General features: G+C 62.0%; 15 protein-coding genes and 1 riboswitch. Of the genes, 6 read left to right on the top strand and 9 right to left on the bottom strand.

The annotated features are described in order from the left end of the window. Positions 1–160 precede the first annotated feature (160 nt). Positions 161–1111, top strand: a complete 951-nt coding sequence (gene ubiA, locus AC2GXZ_RS08140) for a 4-hydroxybenzoate octaprenyltransferase (RefSeq protein ID WP_483759381.1) — start codon at positions 161–163, stop codon at positions 1109–1111. A 79-nt stretch (positions 1112–1190) separates the two neighbouring features. Here the strand turns inward: ubiA and AC2GXZ_RS08135 are convergent, their stop codons facing one another. The 5 genes from AC2GXZ_RS08135 to AC2GXZ_RS08115 all read right to left on the bottom strand — a co-directional run bounded on the left by AC2GXZ_RS08135 (position 1191) and on the right by AC2GXZ_RS08115 (position 5608). Next, positions 1191–1757, bottom strand: a complete 567-nt coding sequence (locus AC2GXZ_RS08135; RefSeq protein WP_483758650.1) for a DUF6101 family protein — start codon at positions 1755–1757, stop codon at positions 1191–1193. A 326-nt stretch (positions 1758–2083) separates the two neighbouring features. Then, the gene (locus AC2GXZ_RS08130) at positions 2084–2464 is read right to left on the bottom strand and encodes a winged helix-turn-helix domain-containing protein (protein ID WP_483758649.1); all 381 of its coding nucleotides are present in this window, start codon (positions 2462–2464) and stop codon (positions 2084–2086) included. Positions 2465–2477: 13 nt separating this feature from the next. Beyond that, positions 2478–3962 carry an FAD-binding oxidoreductase gene (locus AC2GXZ_RS08125; protein WP_483758648.1) on the bottom strand — a complete coding sequence of 495 codons (1485 nt, stop codon included), beginning with the start codon at positions 3960–3962 and terminating at the stop codon, positions 2478–2480. Beyond that, positions 3955–4968: an L-threonylcarbamoyladenylate synthase gene (locus AC2GXZ_RS08120; protein WP_483758647.1), complete on the bottom strand. Its 1014-nt coding sequence runs from the start codon at positions 4966–4968 to the stop codon at positions 3955–3957. The genes AC2GXZ_RS08125 and AC2GXZ_RS08120 overlap by 8 nt, the downstream gene beginning before the upstream one ends. A 31-nt stretch (positions 4969–4999) precedes the next feature. Continuing rightward, positions 5000–5608 (bottom strand): DUF6656 family protein, encoded by a 609-nt coding sequence (locus AC2GXZ_RS08115; RefSeq protein ID WP_483758646.1) that lies wholly within the window; start codon positions 5606–5608, stop codon positions 5000–5002. A gap of 171 nt (positions 5609–5779) precedes the next feature. Then, positions 5780–6015: riboswitch (cobalamin riboswitch) on the top strand. 88 nt (positions 6016–6103) lie between these two features. Here AC2GXZ_RS08115 and AC2GXZ_RS08110 point away from each other — a divergent pair. The 3 genes from AC2GXZ_RS08110 to AC2GXZ_RS08100 all read left to right on the top strand — a co-directional run bounded on the left by AC2GXZ_RS08110 (position 6104) and on the right by AC2GXZ_RS08100 (position 8585). Further along, positions 6104–7348: an aromatic ring-hydroxylating oxygenase subunit alpha gene (locus tag AC2GXZ_RS08110; protein WP_483758645.1), complete on the top strand. Its 1245-nt coding sequence runs from the start codon at positions 6104–6106 to the stop codon at positions 7346–7348. 93 nt (positions 7349–7441) lie between these two features. Then, positions 7442–7894, top strand: a complete 453-nt coding sequence (locus AC2GXZ_RS08105) for a BA14K family protein (RefSeq protein WP_483758644.1) — start codon at positions 7442–7444, stop codon at positions 7892–7894. Positions 7895–8072: 178 nt separating this feature from the next. After that, complete coding sequence (locus tag AC2GXZ_RS08100) at positions 8073–8585, top strand: BA14K family protein (RefSeq protein ID WP_483758643.1); 513 nt, start codon at positions 8073–8075, stop codon at positions 8583–8585. 78 nt (positions 8586–8663) lie between these two features. Here the strand turns inward: AC2GXZ_RS08100 and AC2GXZ_RS08095 are convergent, their stop codons facing one another. After that, positions 8664–9668 carry a transporter gene (locus AC2GXZ_RS08095; RefSeq protein WP_483758642.1) on the bottom strand — a complete coding sequence of 335 codons (1005 nt, stop codon included), beginning with the start codon at positions 9666–9668 and terminating at the stop codon, positions 8664–8666. A gap of 319 nt (positions 9669–9987) precedes the next feature. On the opposite strand from AC2GXZ_RS08095, the gene AC2GXZ_RS08090 reads away from it, so the two are divergent. After that, the gene (locus AC2GXZ_RS08090; protein WP_483758641.1) at positions 9988–11772 is read left to right on the top strand and encodes an acyl-CoA dehydrogenase family protein; all 1785 of its coding nucleotides are present in this window, start codon (positions 9988–9990) and stop codon (positions 11770–11772) included. Positions 11773–11782: 10 nt separating this feature from the next. After that, complete coding sequence (locus AC2GXZ_RS08085) at positions 11783–12550, top strand: crotonase/enoyl-CoA hydratase family protein (RefSeq protein ID WP_483758640.1); 768 nt, start codon at positions 11783–11785, stop codon at positions 12548–12550. Between the two features lie 121 nt (positions 12551–12671). Here the strand turns inward: AC2GXZ_RS08085 and AC2GXZ_RS08080 are convergent, their stop codons facing one another. The 3 genes from AC2GXZ_RS08080 to AC2GXZ_RS08070 form a co-directional block, all read right to left on the bottom strand. Next, positions 12672–14276, bottom strand: coding sequence for a peroxidase family protein (locus tag AC2GXZ_RS08080; RefSeq protein ID WP_483758639.1), 1605 nt, complete (start codon positions 14274–14276; stop codon positions 12672–12674). 188 nt (positions 14277–14464) lie between these two features. Then, positions 14465–15709 carry a class I SAM-dependent RNA methyltransferase gene (locus tag AC2GXZ_RS08075; protein ID WP_483758638.1) on the bottom strand — a complete coding sequence of 415 codons (1245 nt, stop codon included), beginning with the start codon at positions 15707–15709 and terminating at the stop codon, positions 14465–14467. Further along, positions 15706–16461 carry a TlyA family RNA methyltransferase gene (locus AC2GXZ_RS08070; RefSeq protein WP_483758637.1) on the bottom strand — a complete coding sequence of 252 codons (756 nt, stop codon included), beginning with the start codon at positions 16459–16461 and terminating at the stop codon, positions 15706–15708. Before AC2GXZ_RS08070 ends, AC2GXZ_RS08075 begins: the two co-directional genes overlap by 4 nt. Between the last annotated feature and the right edge of the window lie 3 nt (positions 16462–16464).

Here is a 16464-nt window from a genome sequence, read left to right as displayed (position 1 = left end):
GTCGCCGGCACCTCTCCCCTTGTGGGAGAGAAAGCAATTTCGAAATCTTAGCCGCAGGCTAAGTTTCAGAAATTGCAAGTGAGGGGATCGGCCACCCACGCGACATCCCATATCCAATCCTTGACCGCCCGCTTTTCCGGGCGTTAGAACCTCGCCCATGATGACCCATATTTCCGATCCCGGCGGCCGCGTGGCCGATGCGCCTTCCGATAATTTTGTCTATCGCGTCCTGCCGCGCTGGTTGTGGCCCTATGCACAGCTCGCCCGCTGGGACCGGCCGATCGGCTGGCAGCTTTTGATGTGGCCGTGTTTCTGGTCGCTGGCACTGGCCGCCGATGCCGCACCCGCCGATCTCGATCTTTCCTTCGGCACGGTGATTTTCTACCTCTTCCTGATGTTCGTCGGTTCGGTCGCCATGCGCGGCGCCGGCTGTGCCTATAACGATCTCGTCGACCACGATATCGACATGGAGGTCGCCCGCACCCGCTCGCGGCCGTTGCCCTCCGGCCGCGTGTCCCGTTTCGAGGCGAAGGTCTTCATTGCGCTGCAGGCGCTGGTCGGATTGCTTGTCCTCATTCAGTTCAATGTCTTTTCGATTGTCCTCGGCATCGCCTCGCTTGCGGTCGTCGCCATCTATCCTTTTGCCAAGCGTTTTACAGACTGGCCGCAATTCTTTCTCGGACTTGCGTTTTCCTGGGGCGCTCTGATGGGCTGGGCGGCGATTTTCGGGACGCTTTCCTGGGCGGCGATCTTTCTCTATATCGGCGCCGTTGCCTGGACGATCGGCTATGACACGATCTACGCCTATCAGGATATCGAGGATGATGAACTGATCGGCGTCCGCTCGACAGCAAGGCTGTTTGGGGAAAACGCCAAGCCCTGCATTGCCGGCCTTTACGGCGCCACTGTCCTCTTTCTGCTCCTGGCGTTTATTGCAGCCGGTGCCGGTGTCTTCGCCTATCTCGGGCTGATCACCATGGCCGTCATGCTGGGCTGGCAGATCCTGGTTCTCGACATTCGCAATACCGCCCAATGCCGGGACCTGTTCCTCTCCAACAACCGCGTCGGCGCGATCATCTTTGTCGGCCTCGTCCTTTCGCTTATTCTCTAGAGCGGACAAGACCTGAAACTGAAAAAGCCCGGCTTGGAAAAGCCGGGCTTTGTGCAGCACCTTGCAGGTTTAGGGGACCCTACCGGCGCGCGATGATTTCCCGACCTTCGATCTTCATCACCACGCCGAGGCTGCCGGTCGTGCGACGAACGAGGAAACGGGGTCGCCTGGAGGCGAAATAGGAATGACGGCGGCGCTGCTTGACACCATGGTCGCGCACTTCGCCGATATGGTTTTCGAGCGGCCGGGCAACGCCATCGGCTTCGACCATCAGCATCGGGATGCGGAATGCATCCGACCAGCTGCGCCAGTCGGCAGCGATGTCGCAAAGGTCATGGGCGACCAGCAGCGGAATGCACAGGTCCGGATCGTCGTGGTGAAGTTCCAGCGTCACGGTCACTTCGCCGTCGCCATGGTCGATGGCGCGGGCGGCCACACCCTTGAAGGCGCGTGCCGGCAGGGCGAAGGAGAGCGGCAGGCCGCTTTCCGGAAGGATCTTGCGCAGCACGGCGCCGCGCTCGTCGATGGTGATCGTTACATCTCCTGATGTCTCGCGCAGCGTGTAGGTGACCTGCTGCGGAAAGCGAGACGGATCGAGCCTCAGTGTCGACCCTGCCCATTCGGGCTTCAGAACGGTTTTGCTCATCTCTTAATGCTACCCTTGTTTTACCTGAGAGCCTCGTCCGGTTTCCCGTATTCGGTGTCTCTGCGGGACTTTTGTCCTCTGATGGGTGCAACATAGGCGGCAGCTTTGGCAGAACTGCTTAAAAATCGCGGTTAAGGAAAGTTTGCCTCGGTGGATGGTTACCGAATGTCACAACCATTGCGGTTTCCGAAGGGTGAACACGGTTTCACGTACCGATGCGAAACAGTTTGCGGCAGGCAGGTCGTGAAGGGCGCGGAGAGCCTGTGGATAAACGCTTTTCACCTCATCAGCCGAGGTCGATTGCCGGTTGAAAAACGCTTTGCGCGTCAACCGTCATCCTTCTTGTCGAGCGACACGAAAGTCGGGTCGATATGGCCGGAAAGCCAGTCTAGATCGTCATGCGCCGCCTTGAGCATGGCGGCCTCCATCCGGCGATACCGCGAAAGAAGCTCGGTGCCGAATTCCGTCAACCCTGCACCGCCGCCGCTTTTTCCGCCGTGTCGGGTCGCGATCGAGGGTTCGAGGAACATCCGGTTGATCTCGTCGGCCAGCAGCCAGGCCCGGCGATAGGACATGCCGAAAGAGGCCCCTGCTGCACGGATCGAGCCGTGTTCGGCGATCCTTTCCAGCAACTGCGCCTTTCCCGGCCCGAGCCGGACGCCGATATCGAAATCGATGCGGAATGTCGTGCGTTGAATGCGGCTCATCCTGCTTTTTCCCTCAGGCCTTGGCGGGAATGGTGACGACCTTGCCGGGGTTCATGATGCCGGCCGGGTCGAAGGCCTGCTTGATGCGCATCATCAGGTCCATCTCGATCGGCGAGCGGATATGGGCAAGCTCGTCCCGCTTCAGCTGGCCGATGCCGTGTTCTGCCGAAATCGATCCGCCGACATCGAGCACGATCGCGTGGACGATCGCGTTGATCTCCCGCCAGCGATCGAGGAAGGCCTGCTTGTCACCGGCCATATCGGCCGTGATCGGTTGGGAGATGTTATAATGGATATTGCCGTCGCCCATGTGACCGAAGGCGCAGACGCGCGCACCCGGCATGGCGGCGAGAACCGCCTTTTCCGCATCCGCCATGAATTGCGGGATCTTCGAAACCGGCACAGAGACGTCGTGTTTGATCGAGCCGCCCTCGGGCTTCTGTGCGCCCGACATGCTTTCGCGCATCGTCCACAGCGCCGTCTGCTGGGCGACGGAAGAGGCGATGACCGCATCCTGCACGAGACCTGCCTCGAACCCCTGTTCCAGCAGCGCATGCACCATCACCTCGGCGGTCTGCGCCGAATCCGAAGTCGAGATGTCGATCAGCACATACCAGGGATGCGGCTCCGACAGCGGATCGCGCACGCCGTCGATATGGCGGGAGGTGAATTCGATGCCGATCCGCGGCATCAGTTCGAAACCGGTCAGTGCCGCGCCGCAAAGGGTGGAGGCCCTGTCGAACAGTTTCAGCGCGTCTTCCGGCGAGCCGACGCCGGCCAGCGCCACCTGATGGCCGACCGGGCGTGGAAACAGTTTCAGCACCGCACCGGTAATGATCCCGAGCGAGCCCTCTGCGCCGATGAACAGGTCGCGCAGGTCGTAGCCGGTATTGTCCTTCTTCAGCCGCCGCAAGCCATCCCAGATTTCGCCGGTCGGCAGCACCACCTCAAGCCCGAGGCAAAGCTGGCGCATGTTTCCATAGGCGAGCACCGCCGTACCGCCGGCATTGGTCGAGAGGTTGCCGCCGATCCGGCACGAGCCTTCCGACCCGAGCGACAGCGGAAACAGCCGGTTCACCCCCTCGGCCGCCTTCTGCACCTCGGCGAGGATCGCCCCGCCTTCGGCCACCAGCACATTGGCGACCGGATCGACATCAATGATGCGGTTCATCCGCGCAAGCGAAACGATGACGTCCTGTCCACCGGCACGCGGCGTCTGGCCGCCGACCAGGCCGGTATTGCCGGTCTGTGGCACGATCGCCGTGCCGGTCTGGCTGGCAAGCTTGAGGATTGCCGACACTTCCTGCGTTGAGCCGGGCTTCAACAGGATCGGCGACGATCCCTTGTAGAGACCGCGGTCCTCGACGAGATGCGGCGCGAGGTCGGCCGGATCCGTCAGTACGTTGGCTTCGCCGACGATCGCTGCGAAGCGCTCGATGAGGGCGGGTGTCATCCCTGACCCGCTGACGGAATTCTCGGCGATCGTCGCATTATCCATGGTCTCGCTCCCCATTTTCCGGCACGTCGCGTGGTGCTGCAGCACGCGCGAGCCTGTCATTGATCGCCTCGCCCAGCCCCTCATCGGGGATCGCCGTGACAGCGATGCTGGCCGCACCGCTGGCATCGGCGCGTTTGAGGTATTCGAACAGGTTTGCGGCCGCCTGCGCAAGGTCCCCCGAGGGCGAGAGATCGAGATCGATCGCTGTCTTGTCCATGCCGTCCACCGTCACGCCGGAAAAACGGATCAGTGCCTCGCCCGGATCGACGGAGGTTGCGCCGAGACGCACTGCCGCACCCGGCGCGTAATGGGACGCAAGCATGCCCGGCGCCTCGATGATCGCGGCGGGACCGGCACGCCTTGTTACATCGCGTCCCGCAGCCTCGGCGATCTCGGCTGCAGCCAGTCCGCCGGGCCTCAACAGCAGGATCGTGCCCGTTTCCGGATCGACGCGGATGATCGTCGATTCCACTCCGACCGGTGCCGGCCCGCCATCGAGGATGAGTGCGATCTTGCCCCCGAGGTCGTCCAATACGTGATGGGCGCTTGTCGGGCTGACCTTGCCGGATGTATTGGCGCTCGGTGCTGCAAGCGGCCGGTCGAAGGCGCGGATCAGCTCGTTGGCAAACCCGGTCGGGCAACGCAGGCCCACCGTCTCCAGTCCGGCCGTCGCCAGCGGATGAATGCCGCTGCCGGGCTTGACGGGCAGGACGATGGTCAACGGGCCGGGCCAGAAGGTTTCCGCCAGCTTACGCGACAACGGATCGAACACGGCATAACGCTCGGCCATTTCGATATCGCAGACATGGCTGATCAGCGGATTGAAGCGTGGCCGCCCCTTGGTCTCGTAGATCCGCGATATGGCATCCGCCCGCGTCGCGTCGGCGGCGAGCCCGTAGACCGTTTCGGTCGGAATGGCGATGGGAAGACCTTCGCCGAGCACGCGGCTTCCCTCGCGGATCGCGCGCCTAGGCTCCTTGGCCGTATCTATGATTTCGGCTTTCATGACGCCGTCAATACAGCGGAGCGGGCTCGCTTCAAAGCCTTTTGATGATTTCGCGGATGGCGGCATCCGGCGCGCCGAGCATCAGCACATTGCGCATCGCTTCCTGCGGATCATTGGTCTGGAACAGCAGTCCGTTCTTGCGCCAGCTGCGGTCGATCCTTGCCTGCTCTCCCGCTTCGCCCTCAACGGCGACGGCGAAATACATGCGCGAGTTGCGCGGGTTGATACGGGCGAAAAACACTTCTTCCCCACCGATCTCCGAGGAAAAATTGGCGATGTAGAATGACCATGTGACCATCGCGTCACGCGAAAAGAAGGTGCGCGCTGCGGTGACATGGCAATAACCGAGATGCGGGCTTCCCTCGAGCGTGCGATGGAAGATGATCTTCGGCAGGTGGATCGACTGGTGAAAGCTGTTGAGACGCTTGTGTGTCGTCTCGCCTGCGGCTTCGAGCTTCTTGCCGGTCTTTTCGGCGACTTCCTCGTAGCTCAGATAGCGGCGTTCGCTCGGAACCCACATCGGGCGGGAGCGCGGAATTCTGCCCGTGCGGAGGAATTCGGAATGGGCATTGCCCCCGCTCGGCGCCGAGATGAGCGGCCTCTGTCTGTTGACCTCGTAATACCGGAGCGGTCCTGGCATATTCGTGGTTCTTCCGATTGATTTTGCGGAATACTATTAGCAAGACCTTAACAGTGTCTTGCTTGTCGCAAGCTGGCGATACCGCCCAACCGCCGCAGCGATCTCGGGCGTCGTCGCCAATGCAGTCTCCGATGTCGCAATGTCGTCTATGCGACAGGCCGGCCTCACGCTTAAATATGACAAAGCTCAAGGTGCTGCCTCGCTAGGGGAGGCGGAAAATTGGGAAGCCGGCGGGTCGACGAGATCTATCCGGCGCTGCCCCCGCAACGGTGGTGGAGTTCAAGGCATGGCTTAACGCCACTGGGACAGAGCCGAACGGCCGCCCGGGAAGGTGCCATGCAGTTCCTCGAGGGAAACTCGGGGGACAACTCCTCAGCCCGGAAACCAGCCTGAGCTTGATGAAGACCGGTCGCGGAGGGCGACGGGACGGGAATTGGCTGCATCGTGCCGCCGACTTGTCCATGCCCGATCGCTTGCTTGATAACGAGGAAGCAAATGGACGTTCACAATCAGGTTCTGCGGCAGCTGAAGAACCGCCGCGAAGGTTTCAGCCTTGAACAGCCTTTCTATATCGACCCGGATTATTACAAGGTCGATCTCGAGATGATCTGGTATCGCGACTGGCTGTTCGTCGGCCACGATTGCGAGATCGAGAAGTCGGGCATGTATGTCACTCTGCAGATCGGCGATTATCCGGTTCTCGTCATCCGTACCCGCGAAGGCGATATCCGCGCCTATCACAATACCTGTCGCCATCGCGGCCACCGCGTCTGCACCAAGGACACCGGCTCGGCGACGCGTCTCGTCTGTCCCTATCACCAGTGGACCTACCAGCATGACGGTTCGCTGATGTCGGCTCGTCACATGGGCGAGAATTTCGACAAGAAGCAGTTTGGTCTCAAGCCCGTCCATTGCCAGGTCGTCGCCGGTTACATCTTCGTCTGCCTTGCCCAGGACGCACCGGATTTTGCGCCGGTCCGCGCCACCGTCGAGCCCTATATGGCGCCGCATCGCCTGTCCGAGACCAAGGTTGCCGCCAAGAATACCATTATCGAGAAGGGCAACTGGAAGCTCGTCTGGGAGAACAACCGCGAGTGCTACCACTGCGCCGGCAACCATCCGGAACTGTGCCGCACCTATCCGGAAGCTCCGACCGCTACCGGCGTGCAGGGTGCCGGCGATGACCCGTTCATCTCCGAACACTGGAGCCGCTGCGAGGCCGCCGGCCTTCCGAGCACGTTCAACATGTCGTCGGACGGCCAGTTCCGCGTTGCCCGTATGCCGCTGATCGAAGATGCCGAAAGCTACACGATGAACGGCCGCCCGGCGGTCCTGCGTTCGCTCTCGGACGACGTCAAGATCTCCCATATCGGCACCATGCTGATGTTCCATTATCCGACCACCTGGAACCACATGCTCGTCGACCACGCGATTTCCTTCCGCGTCATTCCGATCGGACCGGAGGAAACGGCCGTCACCACCACCTGGCTGGTCCACAAGGATGCGGTAGAGGGCGTTGACTACAACGTCGAGGAACTCACCCATGTCTGGAACATGACCAACGACCAGGACCGCCAGATCGTTGAGGAAAACGCTTTCGGTATCCGCTCGCCGGCCTACGAGCCGGGTCCCTATTCGGAAGCGCATGAGGGCGGCGTCATGCAGTTCGTCGAATGGTATTCGAACTTCATGATCGACCGGCTGCAGGGCGACGAGAGCAAACTCTACGCCGTCGCCTGACCGACAATGCCTCCATGGCCGCTCCGGGCATGGAACAAGTCAGGGTGTTTCCCGTTATATGTCGGAAGACATATCTAATGAGGAAACACCCAAATGATCGCATTCCGCATGCGCCTCGCTACAGCGCTGACAGCAGCTGCTGTCCTCGCTACAAGTTTTGTTCCTGTGTCCGCCATGCCGCTGGCGCCATCGGCACCGATGGCGGTTAAGACCAGTTCCGCCAATCCGGCAACGGAAGTCCAGTACCGTCCGCGTGATGAGCGTCGACACTATCGCCACGACCGCCGTGTCTATCGCGAAGGTTATTACAACGGCCATCGCGGTTATCGCGATTACCGTCGCGGTTATCGTCAGCACAACGGTTACTGGTTCCCGCTTGCGGCCTTCGGTGCCGGCGCAATCATTGGCGGTGCGATCGCCAACCAGCCGCGCGCATCGGGTGGCAGCCATTACCAGTGGTGCGCCAATCGCTATCGCACCTACCGCGCCTCCGACAATACCTATGTGTCGAGCCCGGGCGTTCGCCGCACCTGCGTTTCGCCGTGATGGTAACGCCAGTTTGATGACATGACGGCCCGGCAGATCTTTCTGCCGGGCTTTCGCATCTCCACGTTAATGACCGGTTCAGCTTCAAAATCCTAGGTTTGCCTCGGAATAGATGACTACCTCAGGGTCGAATGCGTTTCACGTATCTCGCCCGCCAACGAAGGAATGGAGAGCCTAAATGACTCTGTTCAGGAAAATTGCAGTAGCCGCAGTGTCGGCAGTGGTTCTTGCCGGTTCGATCGGCGCGGCACAGGCACTTCCGCTGCCGGCCGCACCATCTGCTCCGGTGGCATCGGATGTCACCAACGTCCAGTATTACCGCCACTATGGCGGCCCGCCGCGTGGTTATTACGGCGGCCCGCGCCGTGGCGGCTGGTATGGCGGTTATCGCGGATATGGCGGTTACCGTGACGGTTATCGCCGCCACAGCGACGGCTACTGGTATCCGCTGGCGGCCTTCGGCGCCGGTGCCATCATCGGCGGCGCGCTTGCAGCCCCGCGCTACGCCGAGCCGCGTTATGTCGAGCCGGCCCCCCGTTATGTCGAGCAGGCTCCGGTCTATCGCAGCAGCGGCCTCAACCCGCGCCATTATGAATGGTGCTCGGGTCGCTACCGGTCCTATGACAGCTATTCGAACACGTTCCAGCCCTATAACGGCCCGCGCCAGCAGTGCTATTCGCCCTTTTACTGATGCGGAAATGATCTTCGAGAAAGGCTCGCCCGGCACAACCGGGCGGGCCTTTTCCGTTTGGCGGGGGCCATGGGCGGATCAGAAAATTCCGGTGCGTCTCAAGAGCCACCATGCGGCGGCGACCGACAGCGCCATGATGGCGATCGCAAACGCTGTGCCGTGCTCCAGATGCGCAAACGGCAGCCCTTCCGTGTTCATCCCGAAAAAGCCGGTGACAAGCGACGGCGGCAGGAGGAATGCCGTCATCAGCGACAGGATGTAGAGATGCCGGTTGGTTTCCGAAGACAGCTTGGAATCGATTTCCTCATGCAGCAGCCGCGCCCTTTCCTGCAGCGCATAGACGTCGTGATCCACCGCCTCCAGCCGGCCGACCAGCCGACCGGCGGCATCATCGAACCCATCCGGCATGTCATCCTCGTCGGAGGCCGCTGCCCGCCGCATCAGTGTCAGCACGGTGCGTAAATGCCGGTGCAGCCGCACCACCGTGCGCCGGACGGGCGCCAGGCGCCGGCGTTCGTCGCGCGGCGCGTTGTCATAGACGAAATCCTCGATCAGGTTCAGCTCTTCGGTCAGTTCCATGACGAGCGCGATCAGCGTCCGCTGGAATTCCGCCACCAGCGTTTCGAACACGTCGATCGGCCGTTTGTAGCGGGCGGCGTTTTTCTCCATCGCCGCCCTCAGCCTGTCGACCGAACGCAGTGGCTGCAGCCTCGTGGTGATGATGATGTCCTGCGACACGAAGAAATGCAGCCAGCCGATATCGCGCGTCTCGTTGTCGAATTCCTTCTGGAAGTCGATCATCGTCCCGTAGACGAGCTTTTCGTCGAGGATGACGGCGGCATGGGTATCGCGTGTCGTGAGCGCCGCAACTGCGGCCGATGTCAGGCCCGGCAGGGTTTCGAGGAAGGCCGGAACCCGGCTGTCGGCGAGATTGAGATGCAGCCACAGAAAACCGTCCGTGACGCTGAGCTCACCCACCGTCGTGTCGAGCGGCAGCTTGGCGCAGGAGCGCGTCGACGCATCGAAACGATAGGCCCAGACGAGGCCGGGGATGGCGGGCATCAACAGGGCAGGGGTATCCATCAGGTCAACTCCGGTATCCTGCAGACCTTCTACGCCAAACTCGCGAAGGAATCTTTAGCGCATATCTCCCGAAAGTAATCACCGGTTTCGGGATAAGGACACGCGCAAGAGCACCAAGCTAAGACGAGAGACGCGGATCTGGAATATCCCGCCTCGATTTGGCCTGCCGGAAAGGCCGCGCCCTCATCATTTCGCTTTCCCCTCATGGGCGACTGTTTCATGATGGAACAACCTTCCGATTGACAATCTCTATTACGTTTACGTAAAAGTCATTGCTTGCCCGGAAAGGCTAGGCTGCACGGCTGATGAGGAGGATCATATGTACAGCGCCCCGGTGGAGGAGATCGCCTTCACATTGAACCACGTGGCCGGACTCGGCCCCGCATTGGAGGAGGGACGTTTCGGCGATCTCAGCGGCGACCTGGTGGCGGCCATTCTTGAAGAGGCCGGCCGGTTCGCATCGGCGGAGATCGCACCGCTGGGGGAAAAGGGCGATCGCGAGGGCGCCCGGATCGAAGACGGCGAGGTGACCACCCCGAAAGGCTGGCCGGCGCTCTACCGTCGCTGGCGCGAGGGCGGCTGGAACGGCCTGACGGCGCCGGAAGCCTATGGTGGCCAGAACCTGCCGCATATGCTCAACGTCGCGGCGCTGGAAATGTGGAATTCGGCCTCGATGGCCTTTGCATTGGCTCCGACGCTCACCATGGGCGCCGTCGAGGCACTCACTGCCCACGGCTCCGATGCGCTGAAGGAGATCTACCTCGAAAAGCTGGTCTCCGGCGAATGGACCGGCACGATGAACCTGACCGAACCCCATGCGGGCTCGGACCTCGGCGTCCTGAAGACCCGCGCCGAACGCCGCGACGACGGCAGTTACCGTATCTTTGGCCAGAAGATCTTCATCACCTGGGGCGAACACGATGTCGCCGACAACATCATTCATCTGGTGCTTGCAAGACTTCCCGATGCACCTGCCGGCACACGCGGCATCTCGCTGTTCCTGGTGCCGAAATTCCTGGTCGACGAGGACGGTTCGCTCGGTGAGCGCAATGATGTTCTCTGCCATTCGATCGAGCACAAGCTCGGCATTCACGGCTCACCCACCTGTACCATGATTTTCGGCGACGGCCGGTTTGGGGAGGAATGGGGTGCGGTCGGTTATCTGGTCGGCGAGGAAAACAAGGGCCTCGCCTGCATGTTCACGATGATGAACAATGCCCGGCTTGCTGTCGGCATTCAGGGCGTTGCAATAGCCGAGGCTGCTACCCAGAAGGCGGTTGCCTTTGCCAGGGAGCGCACCCAGGGCAAGGCTCCCGGCTGGACCAAAGACGGCATGAGCCCGATCATCAGGCATCCGGATGTCGCCCAGATGCTGCTCACCATGAAGGTGCTGACCAAAGGCGCGCGTGCCATATGTTATGCCTGCGCCCATGCGACCGACATGTCGCATCACCATGAAGGCGATGCCGCCCGGCACTGGGCGGAGCGCGCAGCACTTCTGACCCCGATCGCCAAATCCTTCGCGACCGATATCGGCGTCGAAGTCGCCTCGCTCGGCATCCAGGTTCATGGCGGCATGGGTTTCATCGAGGAAACAGGTGCTGCCCGTTACCTGCGCGACGCGCGCATCGCACCGATCTATGAAGGCACCAACGGCATTCAGGCGATCGACCTTGTCACCCGCAAGCTGCCGCTTTCCGGCGGCGCGCAGGTGCGTGGCCTGCTTGCCGAATTGAGGCAGGTGGCCGACGAGGTGCTGGCCCGCAACGATCCAGCCTTCGGTGAGACCGGCGGCCGGCTGCGGGCCGCAATCGCAGCGCTTGAGGCAGCCACCAACTGGCTGCTGCAGGCCCAGGCGGACAAGCGTGTGACTGAGGCACTGGCGGGAGCCACACCCTATCAGCGGCTTTTCGGCCTGGTTCTGACCGGCATCTATATGGCCAGGGGCGGGCTGGTGGCGGCCGATAATGGTCAGGAGGGTAACGGGCGTATCAGCCTCTGCCGTTTCATGGCGGAAAACCTGCTTGCCGAAACCTCTGCGCTCAAGGACCGCGTCGTCTCAGGCTCGGCAAGCTTTGCCGCCGCCCGCGCCGCTCTGGATTGAGGATATCATCGTGACCGAGCACATCATCGTCAGCCGCACCGATGCCTATCCGGGCGTTCTGGTCATCCGCTTCAACCGGCCGGAAAAGAAGAACGCCATCACCGCCGCCATGTACCAGCGCATGACGGCAGCGCTCGAGGAGGCGAACGCCGACGCCGAGGTAAAGGCGGTCGTTTTTCTCGGCACCGAAGGCTGTTTTTCCGCCGGCAACGACATGGGCGATTTCCTCTCCCATGCCCAAAAGGCGGCGGGCTCTGGATCGAGCGATCCGCTGGCCGCAGCCGTGTTCATCAGGGCACTCGCGCTTGCCGAAAAACCGCTCGTCTCCGGTGTCGACGGGTTGGCGATCGGTATCGGCACGACACTCAATCTTCATTGCGATCTGACCGTCGCCTCGGGTCGTAGCCTGTTCCGGACGCCGTTTGTCGATCTGGCACTGGTGCCGGAAGCGGCATCGAGCCTGCTTGCCCCGAGGATCATGGGCCACCAGCGGGCCTTTGCGCTTCTTGTGGCCGGCGAGGGGTATTCCGCCGATGCGGCGCTCAATGCCGGACTGGTCTGGAAGGTCGTTGGTCCCAACGAGGTGGAAATGGAAGCGCTGGCGCTCGCCGCCGACCTGGCGAAGAAACCACCGCAGGCGCTGAAGATCGCCCGTGATCTTGTCCGCGGCCCCCGCGACGAGGTGCTTGCCCGCATGGACGAGGAACTTCTCCACTTTTCGGCACAACTGAAAAGCGCCGAGGCCCGCGCCGCGTTCGAAGCCTTCATGCAGCGCTGAAACAGCCGGGCAAGACCGAGGCCGGTCGCAAACGCACGTAAGCCTGCCGATGCGGACACGATGGTCGACACCGGCAGGCTCGTCTGCTCGGGCGGGCAGACTGCGTATTGAATTCGGTCCCTTAAGACTGCGGTTCCAGCACCTTGTCGAGGACCGCGCCGATCGGATCGATATCGCCGACGAACCGGATCAGATCAGCCATGGTGAAATGCCCCGCCTTGGCACCGGGCAGTTCCGGCTTCCAGTCGGATTGCTGCCAGAGGAAGGATTCGTGGTCGCCATGCACCATGCCGAGGAACGTCTCGGCAACGATGGTCGAGGCCATCGGTCCCAGCCTCTCGCCCTTGTGATAATGCTCGGCTTCCTTCAGCACGTAATACCAGAGCGGTGTTTCCTCGTGCAGGCCGTGTTTCTTGGCGGCCTTGCCATCAGGCCCGGTTGCCACCTGCGAAGGTTTGAGTGGAGTGAGGCCCATCGCCCGACAGACGGCCTGACCGGACGGCAGGCCGATCTGCACGCCGCGTTTCAGGTTGCGGAAGGCGAGGTTGAATTCGCGAACCTGCTGCCGCGGCGCTTCGGGCACCAGGCCGGGCAGCGTGTGCAGTGCCGGGGTGATCATCGGATCGAGCAGCCGGCTGTGATTGAGGGCGAAATTGCCGCCCGCTGCCGTGCCGAGATCGAAGAAGCGCCGCCAGTCGATCACCCAGTTGGCCGGAAGCGAGGCCTGTGCCGCAGGTGGCGGGGCAGGCGGGACCGGTGCAAGTTCCCCGGTGATCGACCCGGACTTGCCGGTGAAGAAGAATAACAGGCCGAGCGTGGCATTGGCGATGGAATCGGTGGTCGGGTTGAACACCTGATTATGGCTGTAGGTCTGCCTCACCATCGAGTGGCCGAGCCGATAACAGGCAGCGGCAAATTCGGCCGGCATGTAGGGCCTTTGCTTGAACCGGTAAAAGCGCCGACCTTCATGCTTGATCTTCTGGATCAGCCCCGGTTCGGTCAGCCGCTCGACGAAGTCGAACAACACGATCCATTGATAATGCCAGGTAACGATGCGGCGGGCTTCCTTGAACGCGGCGTCGCCGCTGAGGCCGGGGTTTTCTGCCGTCACCTTGTCGAACACCTTGTTGTGGAATTTCAGCATCAGCAGATGCGTCTGCGCCACCAGCAGGTTTTCGTCGTTGCGCTCGTCGAAGATCAGCGCATGGCCCACCTGGTTGCGCGGCAGGTCGTTGGGCAGGGTCGGAATGGCGCGCCCTTTCTGATCGCCCGACTGGCCGGCATGTCCGATCAGCATCTTGCCGATGATCTTCGGCTTGGCCGGATCGCGCTGGTAGAGATAGGGATGAATGCCCGGTCCGTCGCCATAGACGGAATCGAGATCGAGCGACGGTGTGCGGAAGTTGACCGTCGCTTTCGGATCGGCCTTCTGCTGGTCGAGCGGCGTCGTGTCGAGCGTGATGTCGTGGTCGACGAACTGGCCGAGATAGGTGTAGCCGGCCGGGATGTTCAGGTTGTCGCCGGCGGGTACCGGATTGCCTTTTGCGTCAAGACTGTCCAGCATCGCGTCGGCCAGTTCCGCCAGCGCGTCGTCGCTCGCCGAAAGTGGCAGAAGATTTGGAAACATCACCCCGAACTTGCCGGGATCCCCTATGCCGTCGAAGGAATGCAGCGTCTCCGGCTTCATGCCGCGCACGCCATGTCCATGCATCGCTACCTCAGTCATGATTTCCCCTCCCACGCGCCGAAGCAAGTCGTTTGCTTCCACAGGCTGCGAGGCGGGGATATTTACGCTCGTTCTAATGTATGTAAATTGCGCGGGATGCGGATTGTGACCATATCGATACCGGAAGATGTATCCGTTCGGCACTGACGATTGCGGTTGTATCGAGCCGGGGCGAAATATGCTCCGAATTAGCGCGACAGCAGCGCTATCGCCTCCACATGCGTCGACCACAGGAACTGGTCGATCGGCGTCACCGAGCGGATGTTGTAGCCGGCATCGACGAGGATACGAAGGTCGCGAGCAAGCGTTGCCGGGTTGCAGCTGACGGCAACGACCGTCTTGATCCCGGAACGGGCGATCTCTTTCACCTGAACTTCGGCACCGGCACGCGGCGGATCGAAGACCACGGCGTCATACACTTTGAGTTCCTGCACCGTCATCGGCCGACGGAACAGATCACGCTTCTCGGCGGTGACGGGCTTCAGCCCTTGCGTGTTGCGGGCGGCCATGTCGAGCGCCCTGATCGCCTTGTCCTCGCCCTCGACCGCATGCACCTTGGCCTTGCGGGCGATCCTCAGCGAAAATGTCCCCGAACCGGCAAACAGATCGATCACCCGTTTGGCCTTTCCCAGATGCGCAAGCACCAGTTCCGACATCGCGTCTTCTGCGGGCTTGGTTGCCTGGGTAAAACCGCCCGGCGGCGGCGAAACCCGCACGCCACCGAAATCGATAACCGGTTTCACCGGCTCGATGGCGATCTCGCCATTAACCGAAACGCGGGCGATCCCCTTCAGCGACAGGACCGCCTCGGTGACGGCGCGGCGCTGCTTGTCCTCGAGCTTCTTCAATCCGTCGGCGGCAATGTCGAGGCCCGACAGCGTTTCGAGAACCGTCAGGCGAAATGTCTCCGAGCCACTCGCCAGCGCCGCCGCCACTTTGCGGATTGCGGGAAGCCTCGCCACGATCTCGGGCGAGGTGATCGGACATTCCTCGATCGAGATGATGTGATTGGTCTCGGCGCGGTTGAAACCGAGCAACAGTTCCTTCTCGGTCTTGCGGACCGAAAACACGATGCGGCGACGTTCGCCCGGATGGCAGGCAATCAGTTCGCCGACCTCCGGCGTCAGCCCGCGGGCTTTCAGGGCATCGATCACCAGTCCGCGCTTGAACGTGTGATAGGCGGGTTCCGCCAGATGCTGCAGCGAACAGCCGCCGCAGGCGTCGCCGTCCGGATTGAAATGCCGACAGAGAGGTTCGATCCGGTCCGGGGATGGATTGGATGTCGACATGACGGTGCCGTGGTCACCATTGCGGGCGATCGCCAGCGTTTCGCCGGGCAGCGCATAGGGCACATAGACCGGACCGTCCTCGCCATCGGCAATGCCATGGCCCTGCGCTCCCAGCCGATCGATCGTGATGGTGACCGTGCTCATGATGGTTTCCTTCCGCCAAGCAGGAATTCGACGTTGCCGTCTCCCCCGGTGATCGGTGAGGCAATCAGGCCGAGGCTTTTCCAGCCCATCTCTTCGACCAGCCAGCGCTCCAGTTCGGCCGCCACATCGGGCGCCGTTTCGGGCAGCTTCAACAGCCCGGCCTTGCCGACATTCTCCCGGCCGGCCTCGAACTGGGGCTTGACCAGAAGCACGCAGGCCGCGCCCGGTTCCGCCAGTTCCAATGCCGGCGGCAGGGCAAGCTTCAGCGAGATGAACGAGACGTCGGAAACGATGAAATCGACCGGTTCGTCGTCAATGTCGTCGGCGGTCATCTCGCGGGCATTGAGGCCCTCGATATTGGTGACGCGCTCGTCGTCGCGCAGCCGCTCATGCATCTGGTCATGGCCGACATCGACGGCGATCACATGTGCGGCCCCGCGTTCCAGCAGGACCTGGGTGAAACCGCCGGTGGATGCCCCGACATCGAGGCAGGTCAGGCCGGCCGGATCGAACCCGTAATGGTCGAGTGCGGCAATCAGCTTCAAAGCGGCGCGCGAGACATAGGCGCTGGCCGGATCGTCGACGACGATCTCGGCTTCGGACGATACGGTCTGCGCCGGTTTGGTAATCACCCGGCCGTCGACTTTCACCGTTCCGCGTGCAATCGCATCGCGCGCCCGCGAGCGGCTGTCGAAAAGATTGAGCGTGACCAGCAATTGGTCGAGGCGGACGGATGAAGAATGTTGGGTCATGCG

It is taken from the genome of Aliirhizobium sp. YIM B11859 (assembly GCF_057163345.1).
Note: the sequence above shows the minus strand (reverse complement) of the source record. Positions and strands in the feature narration are given on the sequence as shown.

Excerpts from the sequence above, each read along its gene's own strand:
- ubiA (WP_483759381.1), top strand. The coding sequence starts at position 161 with ATGACCCATATTTCCGATCCCGGCGGCCGCGTGGCCGATGCGCCTTCC.
- AC2GXZ_RS08135 (WP_483758650.1), bottom strand. The coding sequence starts at position 1,757 with ATGAGCAAAACCGTTCTGAAGCCCGAATGGGCAGGGTCGACACTGAGG.
- AC2GXZ_RS08130 (WP_483758649.1), bottom strand. The coding sequence starts at position 2,464 with ATGAGCCGCATTCAACGCACGACATTCCGCATCGATTTCGATATCGGC.
- AC2GXZ_RS08125 (WP_483758648.1), bottom strand. The coding sequence starts at position 3,962 with ATGGATAATGCGACGATCGCCGAGAATTCCGTCAGCGGGTCAGGGATG.
- AC2GXZ_RS08120 (WP_483758647.1), bottom strand. The coding sequence starts at position 4,968 with ATGAAAGCCGAAATCATAGATACGGCCAAGGAGCCTAGGCGCGCGATC.
- AC2GXZ_RS08115 (WP_483758646.1), bottom strand. The coding sequence starts at position 5,608 with ATGCCAGGACCGCTCCGGTATTACGAGGTCAACAGACAGAGGCCGCTC.
- AC2GXZ_RS08110 (WP_483758645.1), top strand. The coding sequence starts at position 6,104 with ATGGACGTTCACAATCAGGTTCTGCGGCAGCTGAAGAACCGCCGCGAA.
- AC2GXZ_RS08105 (WP_483758644.1), top strand. The coding sequence starts at position 7,442 with ATGATCGCATTCCGCATGCGCCTCGCTACAGCGCTGACAGCAGCTGCT.
- AC2GXZ_RS08100 (WP_483758643.1), top strand. The coding sequence starts at position 8,073 with ATGACTCTGTTCAGGAAAATTGCAGTAGCCGCAGTGTCGGCAGTGGTT.
- AC2GXZ_RS08095 (WP_483758642.1), bottom strand. The coding sequence starts at position 9,668 with ATGGATACCCCTGCCCTGTTGATGCCCGCCATCCCCGGCCTCGTCTGG.
- AC2GXZ_RS08090 (WP_483758641.1), top strand. The coding sequence starts at position 9,988 with ATGTACAGCGCCCCGGTGGAGGAGATCGCCTTCACATTGAACCACGTG.
- AC2GXZ_RS08080 (WP_483758639.1), bottom strand. The coding sequence starts at position 14,276 with ATGACTGAGGTAGCGATGCATGGACATGGCGTGCGCGGCATGAAGCCG.
- AC2GXZ_RS08075 (WP_483758638.1), bottom strand. The coding sequence starts at position 15,709 with ATGAGCACGGTCACCATCACGATCGATCGGCTGGGAGCGCAGGGCCAT.
- AC2GXZ_RS08070 (WP_483758637.1), bottom strand. The coding sequence starts at position 16,461 with ATGACCCAACATTCTTCATCCGTCCGCCTCGACCAATTGCTGGTCACG.